We start from the raw sequence: 16,612 nt of genomic DNA, 5'->3' as shown, positions 1-16,612 counted from the left end.
GGCGGCGGTCCAGCGAGCCGGCGTTGACGCCGATGCGGATCGGGGTGCCGTGCTCCTTCGCCGCCTTGGCGATCTCCCTCACCTTGTCGTCGAACTGCTTGATGTTGCCGGGGTTCACCCGGACCGCGGCGCAGCCCGCCTCGATCGCGGCGAACACGTACTTCGGCTGGAAGTGGATGTCCGCGATCACCGGGATCTGGGACTTGCGGGCGATGGTCGCGAGGGCGTCCGCGTCGTCCTGCGTGGGGCAGGCGACGCGGACGATCTGGCAGCCGGAGGCGGTGAGTTCCGCGATCTGCTGCAAGGTGGCGCCGATGTCCGACGTACGCGTCGTCGTCATCGACTGCACCGACACCGGGGCCCCGCCCCCGACCGCCACCGGCCCGACCTGGATCCGCCGCGACTCACGCCGCGACGCCACCGGCCGGACCGGCATCCCGGGGACGCCCAGGGAGACCGCGGTCATGTCGTCACTCCCGGTTTCCGTTGACTGTCTCGCGCAGGGCGCGCAGGGACTCCTTCAGCGAGCCCATGGTGGCCAGGACGGCGGTGGGCTCGTAGCCGCAGTGCGCCATGCAGTTGGCGCAGCGCGGGTCCTTGCCGCGGCCGTACTTGTCCCAGTCCGTCTCCTCGATCAGCTCGCGGTACGTCGGCACGTACCCGTCGCTCATCAGGTAGCAGGGCCGCTGCCAGCCGAACAGCGAGTAGTTGGGGATCGCCCACGCCGTGCACGGGAAGTCGGCCTTGCCCTCGAGGAAGTCGAGGAACAGCGGTGAGTGGTTGAGCCGCCAGCGGCGCCGGTTGCCACCCGAGAAGGCCTTCTTGAACAGCTCGCGGGTCTGCTCCACGCCGAGGAAGTGCTCCTGGTCGGGAGCCTTCTCGTAGGCGTAGGCGGGCGAGATCATCATCTCGTCGACCTTGAGGTCGTCGTTGAGGTAGTTGAGCACCTCGATGATGGTCTGCGGGGTGTCGGTGTTGAAGAAGGTCGAGTTGGTGGTCACCCGGAAGCCGCGCTGCTTGGCCTCCTTGATGGCCGCCACGGCCTCGTCGAACACGCCTTCCTTGGCCACCGACTCGTCGTGCCGCTCACGCAGCCCGTCGATGTGCACGGCGAAGGCGAAGTAGGGAGAGGGCGTGAACTTGTCCAGCTTCTTGCGCAGCAGCATGGCGTTGGTGCAGAGGAAGACGTACTTCCTCTTGGCCACCAACTGCCGCACGATCTCGTCGATCTGAGGGTGCATCAGGGGCTCGCCGCCCGCGATGGACACCATCGGCGCACCGGACTCCAGCACCGCGCCCACGGCCTGGGCGACCGGCATGCGCTGCTTGAGCACTCCCGCCGGGTGCTGGATCTTGCCGCAGCCCTCGCACTTGAGGTTGCAGGCGAAGAGCGGTTCCAGCTCGACGATGAGCGGAAACTTCTCCCGCTTGCGGAGCTTCTGTTCGGCCAGGTATGTAGCGACCTTGATGGACTGGCGCAGTGGCATGGCCATGTGGCTCACCTCCGGGGGAGCAGAACATTACGGTGCCATTCGAAAAAAGCAGGCAGGACCGAGCGAAGGACGCGGAAGGCAGATATTCCACCGCGTACCGTGCCGATCCGGACGAGTTCATGTTCAGGAGCGTCCACGACCACCCGGACGGCCGCAACCGGGCGCGGCTCGGCGCGCACTGCGCTCAGCAGCGTGGCCGCCGATTCCATGTCGAGGGCGATCGCGCCGGTCGCGAGCAGGTCGGCCCGCTCATGACCGCGAACGACGTGGTCGGAGCCGGTGAGGGGACCGGTGTGGACGGTCCGCCCGGGCAGGGTGCGGGCGAGTTCCTTGACGAGCAGCTCGGTGCCGACACAGGGGACACTGCCGCGCGGGTCGCGGGTCTCCTCGGCGACGACCAGGTCTCCGGGGTGCATGCCCGGGGCGAGGCCGGCACAGAAACCCGTGGCCAGCACGGCCGCGCCCGCGAACAGCGGGTCGGCCAGGAGGCGGGTGACGGAGCGCTCCGCGGCCTTCGGCCCCATGCCCGTCCGCAGGACGGTGACCGGCCCGTCGGCTCCGCCGCGCTCGCCCATGCGCAGGGCGAGGTGCTCGATGCCGAGGGCGCAGGCGATCAGCAGCGGCGACGGGACGGACTGTGTGCTCATCAGCTCCCCTTGACCTCGGCGGAAGCCGCGTGGGTGGCGGGCTGCTTGCTGAACGGCTCTCCGTGGACGTACCGGCCGAGCGCGGTCAGCGGGAAGACCTGCCGGTAGAGGTGGTAGTTGATCGAGAAGTCCCAGGGGAAGCCGGTGCCGGTGAAGTAGGGCTCGTCCCAGGAGCCGTCCTCCCGCTGGGTCTGCGCCAGCCAGGCGACGCCCCGCTCGACGGCCTTGGAGTCCCTCTCCCCGGCCGCCAGCAGCGCCATCAGTGCCCAGGCGGTCTGGGAGGCCGTGGAGGCGCCCCGGCCGCTCCAGCGGGTGGCGTCCTGGTAGGAGCGCAGGTCCTCGCCCCAGCCGCCGTCGTCGTTCTGCACCCGCTCCAGCCAGGAGACGGCCCGTCGGATCGCGGGGTGCTGCGCGGGCAGGCCCGCCGCGGTGAGGGCCGGCACCACCGACCCTGTGCCGTAGACGTAGTTGACGCCCCAGCGCCCGAACCACGAGCCGTCCGGCTCCTGTTCGGCCAGCAGCCACTCGATGCCCCGCCGGGTACGCGGGTCGTGCGAGAGCCCCTCGACCGCCAGCATCTCGACCACGTGCGCGGTGACGTCGGCGGACGGCGGGTCGATGACCTCTCCGAAGTCGCAGAAGGGCATCCGGTTGGGGAACGGGCTGGTGTTGTCGACGTCGAAGGCGCCCCAGCCGCCGTTCTTCGACTGCATCCCGAGGTTCCAGCGCACGCCGCGCGCGATGGCCCGGTCCATCCGCTCCGGGTCGTGGTGCTTGACCCGGCGCAGCGCGAGGACGACCTCGGCGGTGTCGTCGATGTCGGGATAGTTGTCGTTGTGGAACTCGAACGCCCAGCCGCCCGGCGGCAGTTGAGGCCTGCTCACCGACCAGTCGCCCGGCCGGACGACCTGTTCGCCGAGCATCCAGTCGGCGGCCTTGACCAGTTGGGGATGGTCGGCGGGAAGTCCCGCGTCGGCCAGCGCGATGGTCGCCAGACAGGTGTCCCACACCGGCGACTGACAGGCCTCGATCATCCGCGCGCCGTCCTCGCGCCACACGGCGTACCGGTCCAGCGACTCGAGGCCAGCCCGCATCACCGGGTGCCGGAGGTCGTAGCCGAGCAGGTGCAGCGCGATCACCGAGTACACGGCCGGCGGCTGGATGCCGCCCCAGGCGCCGTCGTTCTCCTGCCGTTCGATGATCCAGCGGGCGGCGGCGTTCAGGGCCGCGCCGCGCAGCCTGCGCACCGCGACCGACCGGTAGCCGCGTACGACCTTGTCGAGCCGCTGGAACAGCCCGTCCCAGCTGTTCACCGGGGCGAGGGGCCTGGCCGGGTTGGGACGGGCGGGATCGGTGTGCAGCTCGTCGAGCGGGAAGGGCGCCGGACGCACCGGGCGCTTCGCCGACACCACGGTGAGCGGCACGATCGTCTGGCGCGCCCAGCAGCCGAAGTTGTAGATGCTCAGCGGGAACCACTTGGGGAAGAACAGGAGCTCCGGCGGGAGTTCGGGCAGGTCCTCCCACTTCCACCAGCCGAACAGGGCCAGCCAGATCCGGGTGAAGACCCGGGCGGAGGCGATGCCCCCCTGCTCGCGGATCCACCCGGAGGCCCGGCGCATGTGGGGCGCCTCGGGGGCGTCGCCCGCCAGCCGCAGGGCGACGTACGCCTCGACGGTGGCGGAGAGGTCGGGCGGACCGCCGTAGAAGGTGGCCCAGGTGCCGTCCTCGCGCTGCTCGCCCCGGACGAAGAGCGCGGCGGCCCGGGTCGTGGCCTCGTCGCGGATGCCCAGGAACTGACGGAGCAGCAGGTCCTCGGCGTCCATCGTGACGTTCGTCTCGAGGTCGCCCTTCCACCAGCCCTCGGCGTCCTGCCCGGCGAGCAGGAAGTCGGTGGCGCGTTGCATCGCGCGGGTGGCGGCTTCTTGTACCCCGGCCGCCACGGGGATGATGATGTCGGTTTCGCTGGCCGCGGCAGCGCGGGGCGGCAGAGCCCCGGTGCTTCCGTCGGTCGTCGCTGTCATGGCTTCCCCTTCGTGCAGTGTGCATGGCTTTGCGTCTGCTGTGGGTCCGCCGTCGGCCGGTGCTCTCTCCTCACACACCGGCCGGCGACTACGCGAGGGCTATTCGACCGATAGGGATCATCTCTTTCGTACGACGACGAAGTCGGCGAGCGCCGTGAACCGGTCGCGCACCTGCTCGGACATGTCCACGGCGTTCAGGGCGTCCAGGGCCACGGCGTGCTGGCGGCGCGCCTCCCCGGCGGTCCAGTCACGGCCCCCCGCCTCCTCGATCAGCGCGGCGCGGGCCGCGAACTCCCCCTCGGAGAAGGTCTCGAAGTCGCTGCTCTTGGCGTCGGCGGCGAGGATCTCCCCGAGCCGCTCGGAGGCGGAACCGCCGGCCGCGAGCGCGGCGACCACCGGCAGGGACTTCTTGCGCTGACGCAGATCGCTCCACGTCTGCTTGCCGGTGGACTCCGGGTCGCCCCAGATGCCGAGCAGGTCGTCCACGGCCTGGAAGGCAAGGCCGAGGTGGTAGCCGTACTTCTCCAGGGCGTCGGCGGTGTGCCGGTCCGCGCCGCCGAGCACGGCGCCGATGGAACTGGCGCAGGCCAGCAGGGCACCGGTCTTGTTGCCCTCCATCTCCAGGCACTCCTCGACGCTGACCCGGTCGCGGTGCTCGTAGGAGATGTCCTGGGCCTGGCCGTCGATGAGGGCACGGGTGGCGACGGTCAGGCGGTGGGTCGCCCGGGCCGCCTCGGCCGTGCCGAGTTCGAGGAGGATCTCGCCCGCGAGGGCGAACAGGGCGTCGCCGACCAGGATGGCCTGGGCGGGGCCGTGCACCTTCCAGACGGTGTCGCGGTGCCTGCGCTGCTCGTCGCCGTCCATCAGGTCGTCGTGCAGGAGCGAGAAGTTGTGGACCAGCTCGACGGCGACCGCGCCGGGGACTCCGACCTCGGGGGCCGCCCCGGCGACCTCGGCGGAGAGCACGGCGAGGGCGGGACGCACGGCCTTGCCGCCGTCACCGTCGGTCGGGTTGCCGTGGGCGTCGATCCAGCCGAAGTGGTAGGCGGCGACCGTGTCCATGGGCGGTGCCAGACGGTCGACGGCCGCCCGCAGCACCGGTGTGGCCAGGGTGCGGCCGCGCTCCAGGAGCGCGGTCACGTCCACCGCGGTCCTCCGAGCGGCCGGCGTGGCCGGGGGCACAGTGGGCACGTTTTCTCCTCTTGTTGCGGTGCTGGAGAGGGTGCGGGGGTGTGCCGAGCCGTGCTGATCGAGCATCAGGCCGCCTCCTCGAACTCGAAGAGGCGGCGGGGGCGGGGCCGGCCGAGGGCGCTCAGCGCGGCGTCCGCCGCGCTGACACCGCTGCGGACCGCACTCTCCATGGTCGCGGGCCACCCTGTGGCGGTCCACGCTCCGGCCAGGTACAGGCCGGGGGTTCTGGTGCGGGCGCCGGGCCGAAGGCGCCCGACGCCGGGGGTGGGGGCGAACGTCGCCGTGCGTTCCCGGGTCACGAAGAAGTCCCGCACCCCGGCGCCGCGCGTGCGCGGCAGGAGCCGTTCCAGCTCGGGCAGATAGCGCTCGCGCAGCGCGGCCACGGGTTCGTCGATCTCGTCGTGCGCCGCGGACTGGGACAGGGCGAGGTACTGGCCCTCGCGCAGCCCGGAGGCGGCGGTGCGGTCGAAGACCCACTGCACGGGCGTGCCGAGCGCCGCGAAGAAGGGCTTGTCGAGCACCTTGCGGTCGTAGACGACGTGCACGTTGAGGATGGGCGCGGTGCCGATCTCCAGCAGCCGCTCGGCGTGGTCGAGCGCCCCGGCGGGGAGCAGGTCGTAGGCCTCGCGCTGCGGTACGGCGAGGACGACCGTGTCCGCGCGGAGCGTCTCGCCGGGAACCTGAACGCTCCACGTCCCGTTGTCGTCGGAAGAGAGGGAGGTGACGCGTGTACGGACCTCGGTACGCACGCCGGCGGAGTCGAGCGCCTTGCGGGCGAGCCGGTCGTGCAGTTCGCCCAGCGGGACATGCGCCCAGCCGATGTCGGCGGCGCCCGGGTCGGACAGCAGACCGGTCTTGAACACCATCGCGGCGAGCCCCAGCGAGGAGTCTCCGGCGACCGCGTTGAGCGTGGCGACCCCGACCAGGTCCCAGAGTGCCTCGACGGCGCGCGCCGACTGACCGTGCGCGGTCAGCCAGCTGCCGAAGTCCTGTGCGTCCAGTCGCGGATCGGCGAGGTCGAGCCCCTTGAGCGCGAGCGCGGCACGGCCCACCCTGGCCCGTTCGGCGAGCGAGAGATGCGGATACGTGGCGAGGCTGCGCCCCAGGTGCAGGGGCACGGGCAGCGCGTCGCGCCGCAGCCTGCCGAGCCGTCGTCCCTCGGGCGCGGCCACGTCGACGACGGGCACGTCGAGACGATCCTGCAAGGGCGCCAGCGCGCTGCCCTCGATGCGGTCGAGGAACCAGCGGTAGGCGGTGCAGCAGCGCAGGTACACGTGCTGTCCGTTGTCCACGGTCAGTTCGCCGCGCGTGAAGGAGAAGGCCAGGCCGCCGAGCCGGGGCCGGCCTTCGAGCAGCGTGACGCGTACGCCCGCGTCGGCGAGCGCGAGCGCGGCGGTCACCCCGGCGAGCCCTCCCCCGACGACGACGGCGGTACGCCCCGAAGGGCCGGACGCTTCCGCGGCGTCCGCGAGTTGCTCGTCGTTCATCCTGCACCCTCCCGTGCGGACCGGCCATGGTGTTTGAACTCTGCACCGCTGGCCGTCGCAGTCAGGGACGCCGCGCCGCACCGGAGGGTTGCGTGCCGCTTTTCGCCGGTGGAATCACCCTGGCCCACCTTGTCACCGGTCTCGTCCGTCACGGGTGCCTCCTGACGGTCCGCCGCGACACGTGCCGGGCGTCCAGGCCCGACAGCCCGCGTACGGCCACGAAGGCCTTCTCCCGTCCGGGCAGCGAGACCCTGCCGCGCAGCACGGCCTCGGGGTCGCGCTCGATGCGGTCGAGGAGACGGCGGTAGATGCCCGCCATGGCGGCGACACAGGCGCCGCTGCGCCGGTCGAGCAGGGGAAGCAGCCGGTACCCCTCGGCGAAGAGGGCGCGGGCCCGCCGCACCTCGAAGTGCACGAGCCCCACGAAGTCGGATCCCTCCGGCGGCTTCGGCCCGTCGAACCCGGTCGAACAGCCGAACTTCGCGAGGTCGTCGGCGGGCAGATAGGTGCGGCCGCCCTCGGCGTCCTCGCGGACGTCTCTGAGGATGTTCGTGAGCTGGAGCGCGAGCCCGAGCGTGTCGGCGTACTCCGGCGCGCGCTCGGCGCCGCGCGCCCCCCGTTCGGTGCCGAACACCCCGAGCGAGAGCCGCCCGATGGCGCCCGCCACGCAGCGGCAGTACACCTTCAGGTCGTCCCAGGTCTCATAGGTCTCGCCGCGCACGTCCATCAGGACGCCGTCGATCAGCTCGTCCAGGCCGCGCAGCGGGATGGGGAAGACGCGGGCCGTGTGCGCGAGGGCGACCGCGACGGGGTCGGTGTCGTCCTCCTCGACCTCGCCCGCGCGGACCCGGGTGAGCAGCGCCCGGGTCTCCTCCAGCCTGGCGGTCTTGACCTCCCCGTCCAGTGCGCCGTCGCCGATGTCGTCGACGCGGCGCGAGAAGGCGTACAGCGCCGACATCGCGCGGCGCTTGGGCGTGGGCAGCAGCCGGATGCCGTACGCGAAGTTACGGGCCTGCTGTCCGGTGACGGTCTCGCAGTAGCCGTAGGCGGCGAGTACCGGCGCGGACACGTGTGGTGACGGCTCCACGGCCCGGATCACCCCTCTCCTCGCAGGGTCACGCCCACCTCGCGCAGCAGCCGGAGCCTGCCGGGCTTGGGCGGGCCGGGAAGCACGTCGTATCCGGCGGCGGCGATCGCCTTGATCGCCGCGCTTCCCCCCGCCACGAAACCCGCGAGCAACAGCCTCAGCCTGCCGTGAACGCTACCCACGAGGGGGGCGCCTTCATTCAGCAGATCGCGAGCGCGTTGCGCTTCGAACGCGACCAGCGCGCGCACCGACGCGCCCGCGGTGTTCATGGCCAGATCCGATTCCTTGACGTGAAAGCGCTTCATGTCCGCGGCGGGCAGATAGACACGGTCGCGGCTCAGGTCCTCGGACACGTCCTGGAGATGCTCGACGATCTGCAGCGCGGTGCAGATCGCGTCGGAGCGGCGGATCCGCTCGGGGGTGGCGGCGCCGGTGACGGCGAGGACCAGCCGGCCCACGGGATTGGCGGACAGCTCGCAGTACGCGAGGAGGTCGTCGTAGGTCTCGTAGCGCGTGACGAGCTGGTCCTGCCGGTTGGCGGCGATCAGGCCGAGAAAGGGCTCGGGGCCGAGCGAGCGACGGCGGACAGTGGGCTGGAGGCGACGCAGCAGGGGGTGCCGCGGGGTGCCGTCGAAGACCCGGCGCAGATCGGCCTCGAAGGCGTCCAGCAGGGCGAGGCGGTCCTCGGCGGCGGTGGCCGACACGCCGAGCAGCCGGGCGTCGGCGCCGCCGGGGGCGAGGTCGCCGTCGCCGATGTCGTCGACGAGCCGGGCGAAGCCGTACACGGCCATCAGGTCGTCGCGCCAGGCCCTGGGCAGGAAGAAGGGGGCCACCGGGAAGTTCTCGTCCGCGGCCTTGTCGAGCGTGCCGCGCTCCGGGTCGCCGATGCGCGGCGCGGCGGGCGCCGTCATCGTCGGCCGTCCGGAGCGGGGACGGCACGGCTCGCGTCGACCTGGGGAGTTTCCGTAGCCATCGCCGTCACATCTCCCGTTCTACACTGCCGATCTAATACACACTATTTCGGACACGCCGCCGAGCCGCCCGCGCAGCGTCCCCGACGGTGGCACTGCACGTTTTCGCCCCACTTGGCGCGATTCGGGGGCCGGTCCAGCTTACGTTGTACAACGCGACACGGTTCGCGGGGGTGTCCGGGACATCACAACAACACACCGATTGGCGTCAAGATTCCTTGGCTGACGCGGAGTTGACGTTTCCTTTGCAGACGCAGGGCCCCGCCGGACAGTTCCGGCGGGGCCCTGGCCGAATCGCCCTACTTGCCCGAGAACTTCTCGTACTCCTTGAGAACCTCTTCGGTCGGGCCGTCCAGCCGCAGTTCGCCGCGTTCCAGCCACAGGACCCGGTCACAGGTGTCGCGGATGGACTGGTTGCTGTGGCTGACCAGGAACACCGTGCCGGCGTGCTCGCGCAGCTCCCGCACCCGGGCCTCGGAGCGCCTGCGGAACTTGGCGTCGCCGGTGGCCAGGGCCTCGTCGATCATCAGGACGTCGTGGTCCTTGGCGGCCGCGATGGAGAAGCGCAGTCGGGCCTGCATGCCGGAGGAGTAGGTGCGCATCGGCAGGGTGATGAAGTCGCCCTTCTCGTTGATGCCGGAGAAGTCGACGATCTCCTGGTAGCGCTCCTTGATCTGCTCGCGGGACATGCCCATGGCGAGCCCGCCGAGGGTGACGTTGCGCTCGCCGGTGAGGTCGTTCATCAGGGCCGCGTTGACGCCGAGCAGCGAGGGCTGGCCGTCGGTGTAGACCTTGCCGCTCTCCGGCGGCAGCAGACCGGCGATGGCGCGCAGCAGCGTGGACTTGCCGGAGCCGTTGGAGCCGATCAGGCCGATGGCCTCGCCGCGGTGGGCGACGAAGGAGACGCCGCGCACGGCGTGCACCTTGCGCACCCCGCGTGCCGACTCGTCGGAACCGCGCTTGACGATGCGGCTGAGCGCCGCGGTGGCGCTGCCCCGGCCGGACTTGGCGCCGTTGACGCGGTAGACGATGTGGACGTCGTCGGCGATGACGGTCGGGATCCGCTGTCCCGCGAGCGGCTCAACCACGGCCGTACCTCTCCTCCGCCTGCCAGAAGTACACGAAGCCGCCGAGGGCGACGAGGACGGCCCAGCCGCCCGCGACCGCCCAGACGTGCGCGGGGAGGTTCTCGGCGCTGTACTCCTCGATGAGCGCGAAGCGCATCAGGTCCATGTAGATGGCGGCCGGGTTCCACTGCAGGATGTTGGCCACCCACTGCGGCTTGTCCGCGAGGAAGACGGGGATGGAGAACATCACGCCGGACGCGTACATCCACGTCCGCATCACGAACGGCATCAGCTGCGCCAGGTCCGGGGTCTTCGCGCCCGCCCGGGCGAAGATCAGCGCCAGACCGGAGTTGAAGCAGAACTGGAGGGCGAGGATCGGGACGATCAGCGCCCAGGAGGCGTCCGGGTAGCTGCCGAAGCCGATCACCACGATGAACAGCACGAGCATCGAGTACAGCAGCTGCTGGAGTTGCTGGAGGGCGAACGAGATGGGCAGCGAGGCACGCGGGAAATGCAGGGCGCGGACCAGGCCGAGATTGCCCGAGATCGCCCGGACGCCGGTCATCACCGAGCTCTGCGTGAACATGAACACGAAGACGCCCGTGACGAGGAAGGGGATGTACACCTCCTTCGTCATGCCGCGGCCGGCGTTGAGGAGCAGGCCGAAGATCATGAAGTACACGGCCGCGTTCAGCAGCGGTGTGGCCACCTGCCACAGCTGGCCGAGCTTGGCCTGGCTGTACTGGGAGGCCAGTTTCGCCCGGGAGAACGCCATGATGAAGTGCCGGCGCCCCCAGAGCTGCCGGACGTACTCCCGCAGCGGAGGCCGGGCGCCGCTCACGGCCAGCCCGTACTTGGCGGCCAGCTGTGCCGCCGTGAGGCCCTCGTCGGGCGACGGAGGCGCAGTCACCACGACTCCGACGTCATGCGTTGTCTCACTCACAGGTAGGAAACTTTCGTCTTCGGGATGCGCAGCCTTGACGAGGCCGGCATGAGCCGGGGGGCCCGCGGTACGGCCCGGGGTGCCCTCAGGGACGAGCTTGTCAGATCACCGGGGGCCGGCCCAGTCGGGTCAGCCGCCACACCGTACGCCACTTCATGGGTCTACGAGGTCCGCACGGAGTGCTCCAGCCTTCCCGGAAACCGCCGAACCAGGCCTTCAGCGCGGACCCCGAGGGACGGCGCACCAGGGTGAGCAGCAGCCACACCCCGAGATAGACGGGGACCAGCGGGGCGGGAAGGTTGCGCCGGGCCAGCCAGACCCGGTTGCGGGCGACCATGCGGTGGTACACCGCGTGCCGCGAGGGCGCGGTCGTCGGGTGGTACAGCACCATGTCGGACCGGTAGTCGATCATCCAGCCCGCGTCGAGGGCCCGCCATGCCAGGTCGGTCTCCTCGTGGGCGTAGAAGAACTCGTCCGGGAGTCCGCCCACCTCCGCGAAGACCTTCGTGCGCACGGCGTTGGCGCCCCCGAGGAAGGTGGTGACCCGGGAGGAGCGCATCGGGTCCGCGGCGCGCAGCCGGGGTACGTGGCGGCGCTGGGTGACACCGGTGTCCGGGTCGGCGATGCGGAAGCTGACGATGCCCAGCCTCGGATCGTCGGCGAAGGCCCGGCGGCACAGCTCGGCCGTGTCGTGGTGGGCCAGGAGACCGTCGTCGTCCAGGAACAGCAGGACGTCGACGTCCCGGCCGCTGGGCCCGAAGGCCTCGATGCCGACGTTGCGGCCGCCGGGGATACCGAGGTTCTCGGGCAGCTCGATCGTCCTGACGCCCTCGGGGACGTCCGGGACGGGCGAGCCGTTGCCGACCACGACCACCTCGACCCGGTCGCCGTCCTGCTTGGCGATCGAGTCCAGCAGCGCTCTCAGCTCGTCGGGGCGGTTGCCCATGGTGATGACGACCGCGCCGACCTTCCCGGGCGCGCTCACTTCAGCCTGCTCGACGCGAGGATGGACACCAGGTGCAGCAGGGTCTGGAGCAGCGCGATGCCGGCCAGCACGGCCACGCCGAGCCGGGTGAAGAACAGGTCGCCGCGCAGCTGGTCGACGACCGCCAGCACCAGGATCAGCAGGGACGCCTCGATACCGAGGATCAGCCGGTGGAACTGGAGCGCCGAGGCGGCCCGGCGGGCCAGCGCCATCCCGGAGGAGCGCGGTTCGGACGCCGACTCCTTCACCGGAGGCAGACCGCCCTGGTGCCGGGCGACGCCGACGAGGTCGGTCTCCGCCTTGATCAGGATCGCGCCGAGCGCGGCCAGCGTGCCGAGGAAGGCCCAGAGCCAGTCGATGCGTCCGGTGCCCCACGGGTCGGCGGCGCGCAGGCCGAAGCCGACCAGGACGGCGGCGTCGGTGAGATACGCGCCGACCCGGTCCAGATAGACCCCGCCCAGCGAGTACTGCTTCTTCCAGCGGGCGATCTCGCCGTCCACGCAGTCCAGCAGCAGATACATCTGGACGCACACCACGCCGAGCACGGCGCCCGTGATCCCCGGCACCAGCAGGGCCGGGGCGGCGAGCACCCCGAAGACGGTCATCAGGTACGTGAGCTGGTTGGGCGTGACCCTGGTGTTGACCAGGTAGCGGTCGACCCGCAGGGACACCTCACGCATGTAGAGGCGCCCCATCCAGTGCTCACCGCTGCGCCGGTCCTTCACCCCCGGAGGGTGGACGACCGGTCTGAGTTCAGCTACCGATGGCCTTGACATAGTCGGCGTAGATGTCCTTGATCTGTTCGGTCTTGAGGTCGAGGTGTTCGAGGATCGTGTAGCGGCCCGGCCGGGTCTCGGGAGCGAACTCCACGGCACGGACGAACTCGTCCACCGTGAAGCCGATCTCCTGCGGCAGGACCGGAAGGCCGTGGCGGCGCAGCACCTGGGCCATGTAGGCCGACTCCTCGTGCGCTCCGCGCAGGAACATCGCGAAGGTCGCGCCGAGTCCGCACTGCTCGCCGTGGGCGGCCGCCCGCTTGGGGAAGAGCAGGTCGAAGGCGTGGTTGATCTCGTGGCAGGCGCCGGAGGACGGGCGGGAGTCGCCCGACACCGACATCGCGACGCCGCTGAGCACCAGCGCCTCGGCCAGTACCTGGAGGAAGCCGGTGTCCCCGATGCCGCCCGGGTGGCGCAGCACCGCCTCGCCCGCCTGGCGGGCGATCGCGGCGGCCAGGCCGTCGATCTTCTCGCCCTTGATCCGGTTGGCGAGCTCCCAGTCCGCGATGGCGGAGATGTTGGAGACGGCGTCACCGATGCCGGCCCGCACATAGCGGACCGGGGCCTCGCGGATGACGTCCAGGTCGATCACGACGGCGATCGGGTTCGGCACACCGTAGGAGCCGCGCCCCGCGTCGTTGTCGAGGGTGGCGACCGGCGAGCACAGACCGTCGTGCGCGAGGTTCGTCGGCACGGCGACCAGCGGGAGGCCCACGCGGGCGGCGGCGAACTTGGCACAGTCGATGATCTTGCCGCCGCCCAGGCCGACGACCGCGTCGAAGTGGCCGGCCTTTATGTCGGTGGCCAGCTGGACGGCGTCGTCGAGGGTTCCGCCGCCGACCTCGTACCAGGTGGCGCCGGGCAGGGCGGGGGTGAGGCGCTCGCGCAGCCGGGCGCCCGAGCCGCCGCTGACGGCGATCGCGAGCTTGCCCGAGTGCGAGATGCGCTCGTCGGCGAGAACCCCGACCAGGTCGTCGAGGGCACCCGGGCGGATGTCCACGACGACCGGTGAGGGGATCAGCCGGGTCAGTACTGGCACGCGATCTCCCGTCCACGGGCGAGATCGTCGTGGTTGTCGATCTCGACCCACGCGACATCGCCGATCGGGGCCACGTCGATGCGGAAGCCGCCGTCGACGAGCTCCTGGTAGCCGTGCTCGTAGAACTGCTGCGGGTCGCTCTCCCACACGGTCTTGAGCGCCTCGGCCAGGGCGGGGGCCGCGTCGCCCTCGATGAGGGTGACGCCGATGTACTCGCCGGTGGCGTCGGCCGGGTCCATCAGCTTGGTGATCCGCTGAACGCCCAGGTCGGGGTCGACGACGACCTTCATCTCCTCGTCGGCGAGGGACTTCACCGTGTCGAGCGCGAGGATGATCTGCCTGCCCTCGCCGCGGGCGGCGAGCAGCGTGTGCTCGACGGACACCGGGTGGACGGTGTCGCCGTTGGCGAGGATGACGCCGTCCTTGAGGGCGTCACGGCCGCACCACAGGGAGTAGGCGTTGTTCCACTCCTCGGCCTTGTCGTTGTCGATGAGGGTGAGCTTGAGGCCGTACTTCGCCTCCAGCGCCGCCTTGCGCTCGTACACGGCCTCCTTGCGGTAGCCGACGATGACCGCGACCTCGGTCAGACCGATCTCGGCGAAGTTGCCGAGCGTCAGGTCCAGGACCGTGGGCTCGCCCTCTATGCCCGCGGGCCCCACCGGCACCAGCGCCTTGGGCAGGCTGTCGGTGTAGGGGCGCAGACGCCGTCCGGCGCCGGCCGCCAGCACGAGGCCGATCATGCGGGTTCTCCTTCATCGTGTACGGACGGGGCGCCTGCCCGGTGGGCGGCGACCCAGAAGCGGATGCTCTCGAGGAGCACCACGAGGGCGACGACCACGGCGAGGGCCGTGAGCGCGACCGTGAACTGCGAGGCCGTGAGCAGCACGGCCAGCACGACGACGAGCAGCGTGCGCCCGTCCTGCCCCCCGATGGCGCGCACCAGCCAGGCCGGCGGCGCTCCGGCGTTGCCGCGGATGCGGTACACCGTGTCGTAGTGATGGTAGGCGACGGCGGCGACCAGCCCGAAAGCCGCGGGAAGCGCTCCGTCCACGTCGGCCTTGGCCGCGAGGACGAGGACGGTGCAGTACTCCCCGGCCCGGAAGAGCGGCGGGACCAGCCAGTCGAGGGCGCCCTTGAGGGGGCGCACGAGGGCGTCGGCGGAGAGCAGGACGTACAGGACGGCGGCCAGGAGGACCGAGAAGCCCGGCCCGTCGAGCGAGGCGGCGAGGACCAGCAGGAGGACGCCGGCGGCCGCGCTGAGCGGGGCCGGGATGCGGATGCCCACGGGGAGCGTGCGGGTCAGCAGTCCGGTGAGCGGGCCGCTGTCGGCGAGGTCCGCCAGTGCCTGCGCCGCCCGGTCGGTCCGCCGGGCCTTGCGGGTCAGCGAGCGCAGGACCCGGCCCGCCGTGGTGTAGGTGGCCGCGAACGCGCAGCCGACGAGCAGCGCGTAGAAGGTGATGCGGGGGGTGGTGGCAGCGGTGAGAACGGCGATCATGGCCCATCGTTCACCGATGGGCAGGACTATCATCCGCCGCACCCAGACCGTCCAGCCGACGCTGTCGAGCTTGTCGGAGAGGGCGGCGGTGGGGCTGGTGTTCGCGGTGGCGTCGTGGTTGGCCTCGTTGAAGGAGAAGTCCACGACGTGCCGGCAGGTCTGCAGGACCATCGCGCCCAGCGCCAGGGCCCACACGTCGTCGCCGCCGCGGGCCGCGCCGAGCGCGAGACCCGCGTAGTAGGCGTACTCCTTGGCGCGGTCGAAGGTGGCGTCGAGCCAGGCGCCGAGCGTGGAGTACTGCAGGGAGTAGCGGGCGAGCTGGCCGTCGGTGCAGTCCAGCACGAAGGACGCGATCAGCAGCACGCCGGCCGCGACGAACCCGCCCCGGGTGCCGGTGGCCGCGCAGGCCGCCGCGATCAGCGCGGTGATCAGCGAGGCGGTGGTGACCTGGTTGGGGGTGAGGCCGCGGCGGGCGCACCAGCGGGCGACATAGCGCGAGTACGGGCTGATGCAGTAGGTGGTGAAGAAGCCGTCGCGCGCCTTGACGGCCGACTTCAGGCGGATCGCCTCGTCGTCGACGGCGGCGACGGCCTGCCGGGCCTCGTTGCGGGCCTGCGGGTCGGCCGGGACCTCCGCGACCAGGCTGCCCAGTTCGGGGCGGTGCACGTCGACGCCGTCGGCGTCGAGGGCGGCGACGACCCGGTCGGCGAGGCTGTCGACGCTGTCGACGTGTCCCACGCTCGACTTCGGCAGCGCGGGAGCACCCCCGGGGGCGGTGCCGGCGTTCGCCGAGTTCTCCCTGGCCATCGCGCGGGTCAGGGCCTGCCGGCCGGCCGGCTGCGCGGTCACCGCCCCCGGGATCGCGCCGAGCGGGAAACGGGGGTCGGTGAGGCCGAGACGCAGCGCGTGCTCGTGACCCACGAAGCGGGCGTCCACGACGGCGACGCGCTGGTCGCCGGGGACGGCGGCGAGGAGGGCCTCGGCGTCACCGGCGTCGGAGGCGGTCCGGACGTCGAAGCCGAGGGACCGCAGATCGCCCTCGATCGACGATCCGGGGACCGGCGAGCCGGTGAGGATGGCGGTCGACAACCGAACTCACTCCCTGGGTCCGGCGCGTTGACGCCGGTCATGTACACGATGGAGGCGCCCCTGGGCCGCACCGGCGGCTTCACCGGTGGCCGCACCAGGCGGGCGGCATGTCGGCAGAGGCTATCGGATGCCGGGAACGCCGTGTTCACCGCCCGTTCAGGCACGATCGCCGTGGTCCGGCGGCACGGCTTGAACTCGGCTTGAACCGGCCTTTGCCGAGATCATCATCGGTGATCGGCGGCCCGGGCGACAAACCGTGCCCCCGAGAGCCGACATCCAGGACATTGTCCACCGGCCCGGTGTGCCCGTACCGGTCGGGAC

15 protein-coding genes are annotated in these 16,612 nt (G+C 71.3%); all 15 read right to left on the bottom strand.

The annotated features are described in order from the left end of the window. Window positions 1–466 (bottom strand): flavodoxin-dependent (E)-4-hydroxy-3-methylbut-2-enyl-diphosphate synthase (locus ASD48_RS13610; RefSeq protein ID WP_199875782.1); only part of this gene is annotated, 466 nt, incomplete at its 3' end. Window positions 467–470: 4 nt separating this feature from the next. After that, the gene (gene hpnH, locus ASD48_RS13605; RefSeq protein WP_057601824.1) at window positions 471–1,493 is read right to left on the bottom strand and encodes an adenosyl-hopene transferase HpnH; all 1,023 of its coding nucleotides are present in this window, start codon (window positions 1,491–1,493) and stop codon (window positions 471–473) included. 5 nt (window positions 1,494–1,498) lie between these two features. Next, on the bottom strand, window positions 1,499–2,140 hold the full coding sequence (locus ASD48_RS13600; RefSeq protein ID WP_057601823.1) for a 1-hydroxy-2-methyl-2-butenyl 4-diphosphate reductase: 642 nt from the start codon (window positions 2,138–2,140) through the stop codon (window positions 1,499–1,501). Continuing rightward, window positions 2,140–4,161: a squalene--hopene cyclase gene (gene shc / locus ASD48_RS13595; RefSeq protein ID WP_057601822.1), complete on the bottom strand. Its 2,022-nt coding sequence runs from the start codon at window positions 4,159–4,161 to the stop codon at window positions 2,140–2,142. Before shc ends, ASD48_RS13600 begins: the two co-directional genes overlap by 1 nt. 117 nt (window positions 4,162–4,278) lie before the next feature. Next, the gene (locus tag ASD48_RS13590) at window positions 4,279–5,307 is read right to left on the bottom strand and encodes a polyprenyl synthetase family protein (protein WP_057601821.1); all 1,029 of its coding nucleotides are present in this window, start codon (window positions 5,305–5,307) and stop codon (window positions 4,279–4,281) included. A 110-nt stretch (window positions 5,308–5,417) separates the two neighbouring features. Further along, entirely contained in the window at window positions 5,418–6,839 is a 1,422-nt protein-coding gene (hpnE, locus tag ASD48_RS13585) for a hydroxysqualene dehydroxylase HpnE (protein ID WP_057601820.1), read from the bottom strand. Window positions 6,840–6,987: 148 nt separating this feature from the next. Further along, window positions 6,988–7,938, bottom strand: a complete 951-nt coding sequence (gene hpnD / locus ASD48_RS13580) for a presqualene diphosphate synthase HpnD (protein ID WP_057601819.1) — start codon at window positions 7,936–7,938, stop codon at window positions 6,988–6,990. Next, on the bottom strand, window positions 7,935–8,837 hold the full coding sequence (gene hpnC, locus ASD48_RS13575) for a squalene synthase HpnC (RefSeq protein ID WP_057601818.1): 903 nt from the start codon (window positions 8,835–8,837) through the stop codon (window positions 7,935–7,937). The genes hpnD and hpnC overlap by 4 nt, the downstream gene beginning before the upstream one ends. Window positions 8,838–9,196: 359 nt before the next feature. Continuing rightward, window positions 9,197–9,985: an ABC transporter ATP-binding protein gene (locus tag ASD48_RS13570; RefSeq protein ID WP_057601817.1), complete on the bottom strand. Its 789-nt coding sequence runs from the start codon at window positions 9,983–9,985 to the stop codon at window positions 9,197–9,199. Then, a complete protein-coding gene (locus ASD48_RS13565; RefSeq protein ID WP_057601816.1) occupies window positions 9,978–10,907 on the bottom strand; it encodes an ABC transporter permease in 930 nt (309 codons plus the stop codon). Before ASD48_RS13565 ends, ASD48_RS13570 begins: the two co-directional genes overlap by 8 nt. Before the next feature lie 100 nt (window positions 10,908–11,007). Continuing rightward, window positions 11,008–11,892, bottom strand: a complete 885-nt coding sequence (locus ASD48_RS13560; RefSeq protein ID WP_057601815.1) for a glycosyltransferase — start codon at window positions 11,890–11,892, stop codon at window positions 11,008–11,010. After that, window positions 11,889–12,668, bottom strand: a complete 780-nt coding sequence (locus ASD48_RS13555; RefSeq protein WP_079073746.1) for a CDP-alcohol phosphatidyltransferase family protein — start codon at window positions 12,666–12,668, stop codon at window positions 11,889–11,891. The genes ASD48_RS13560 and ASD48_RS13555 overlap by 4 nt, the downstream gene beginning before the upstream one ends. Beyond that, entirely contained in the window at window positions 12,646–13,707 is a 1,062-nt protein-coding gene (locus tag ASD48_RS13550) for an iron-containing alcohol dehydrogenase family protein (RefSeq protein WP_057601814.1), read from the bottom strand. Before ASD48_RS13550 ends, ASD48_RS13555 begins: the two co-directional genes overlap by 23 nt. Then, complete coding sequence (locus ASD48_RS13545; RefSeq protein ID WP_054241363.1) at window positions 13,695–14,447, bottom strand: phosphocholine cytidylyltransferase family protein; 753 nt, start codon at window positions 14,445–14,447, stop codon at window positions 13,695–13,697. The genes ASD48_RS13550 and ASD48_RS13545 overlap by 13 nt, the downstream gene beginning before the upstream one ends. Next, complete coding sequence (locus ASD48_RS13540; RefSeq protein ID WP_057601813.1) at window positions 14,444–16,291, bottom strand: DUF5941 domain-containing protein; 1,848 nt, start codon at window positions 16,289–16,291, stop codon at window positions 14,444–14,446. Before ASD48_RS13540 ends, ASD48_RS13545 begins: the two co-directional genes overlap by 4 nt. Between the last annotated feature and the right edge of the window lie 321 nt (window positions 16,292–16,612).

It is taken from the genome of Streptomyces sp. Root1310 (assembly GCF_001426425.1).
Classification (GTDB): Bacteria; Actinomycetota; Actinomycetes; order Streptomycetales; family Streptomycetaceae; genus Streptomyces.
Note: the sequence above shows the minus strand (reverse complement) of the source record. Positions and strands in the feature narration are given on the sequence as shown.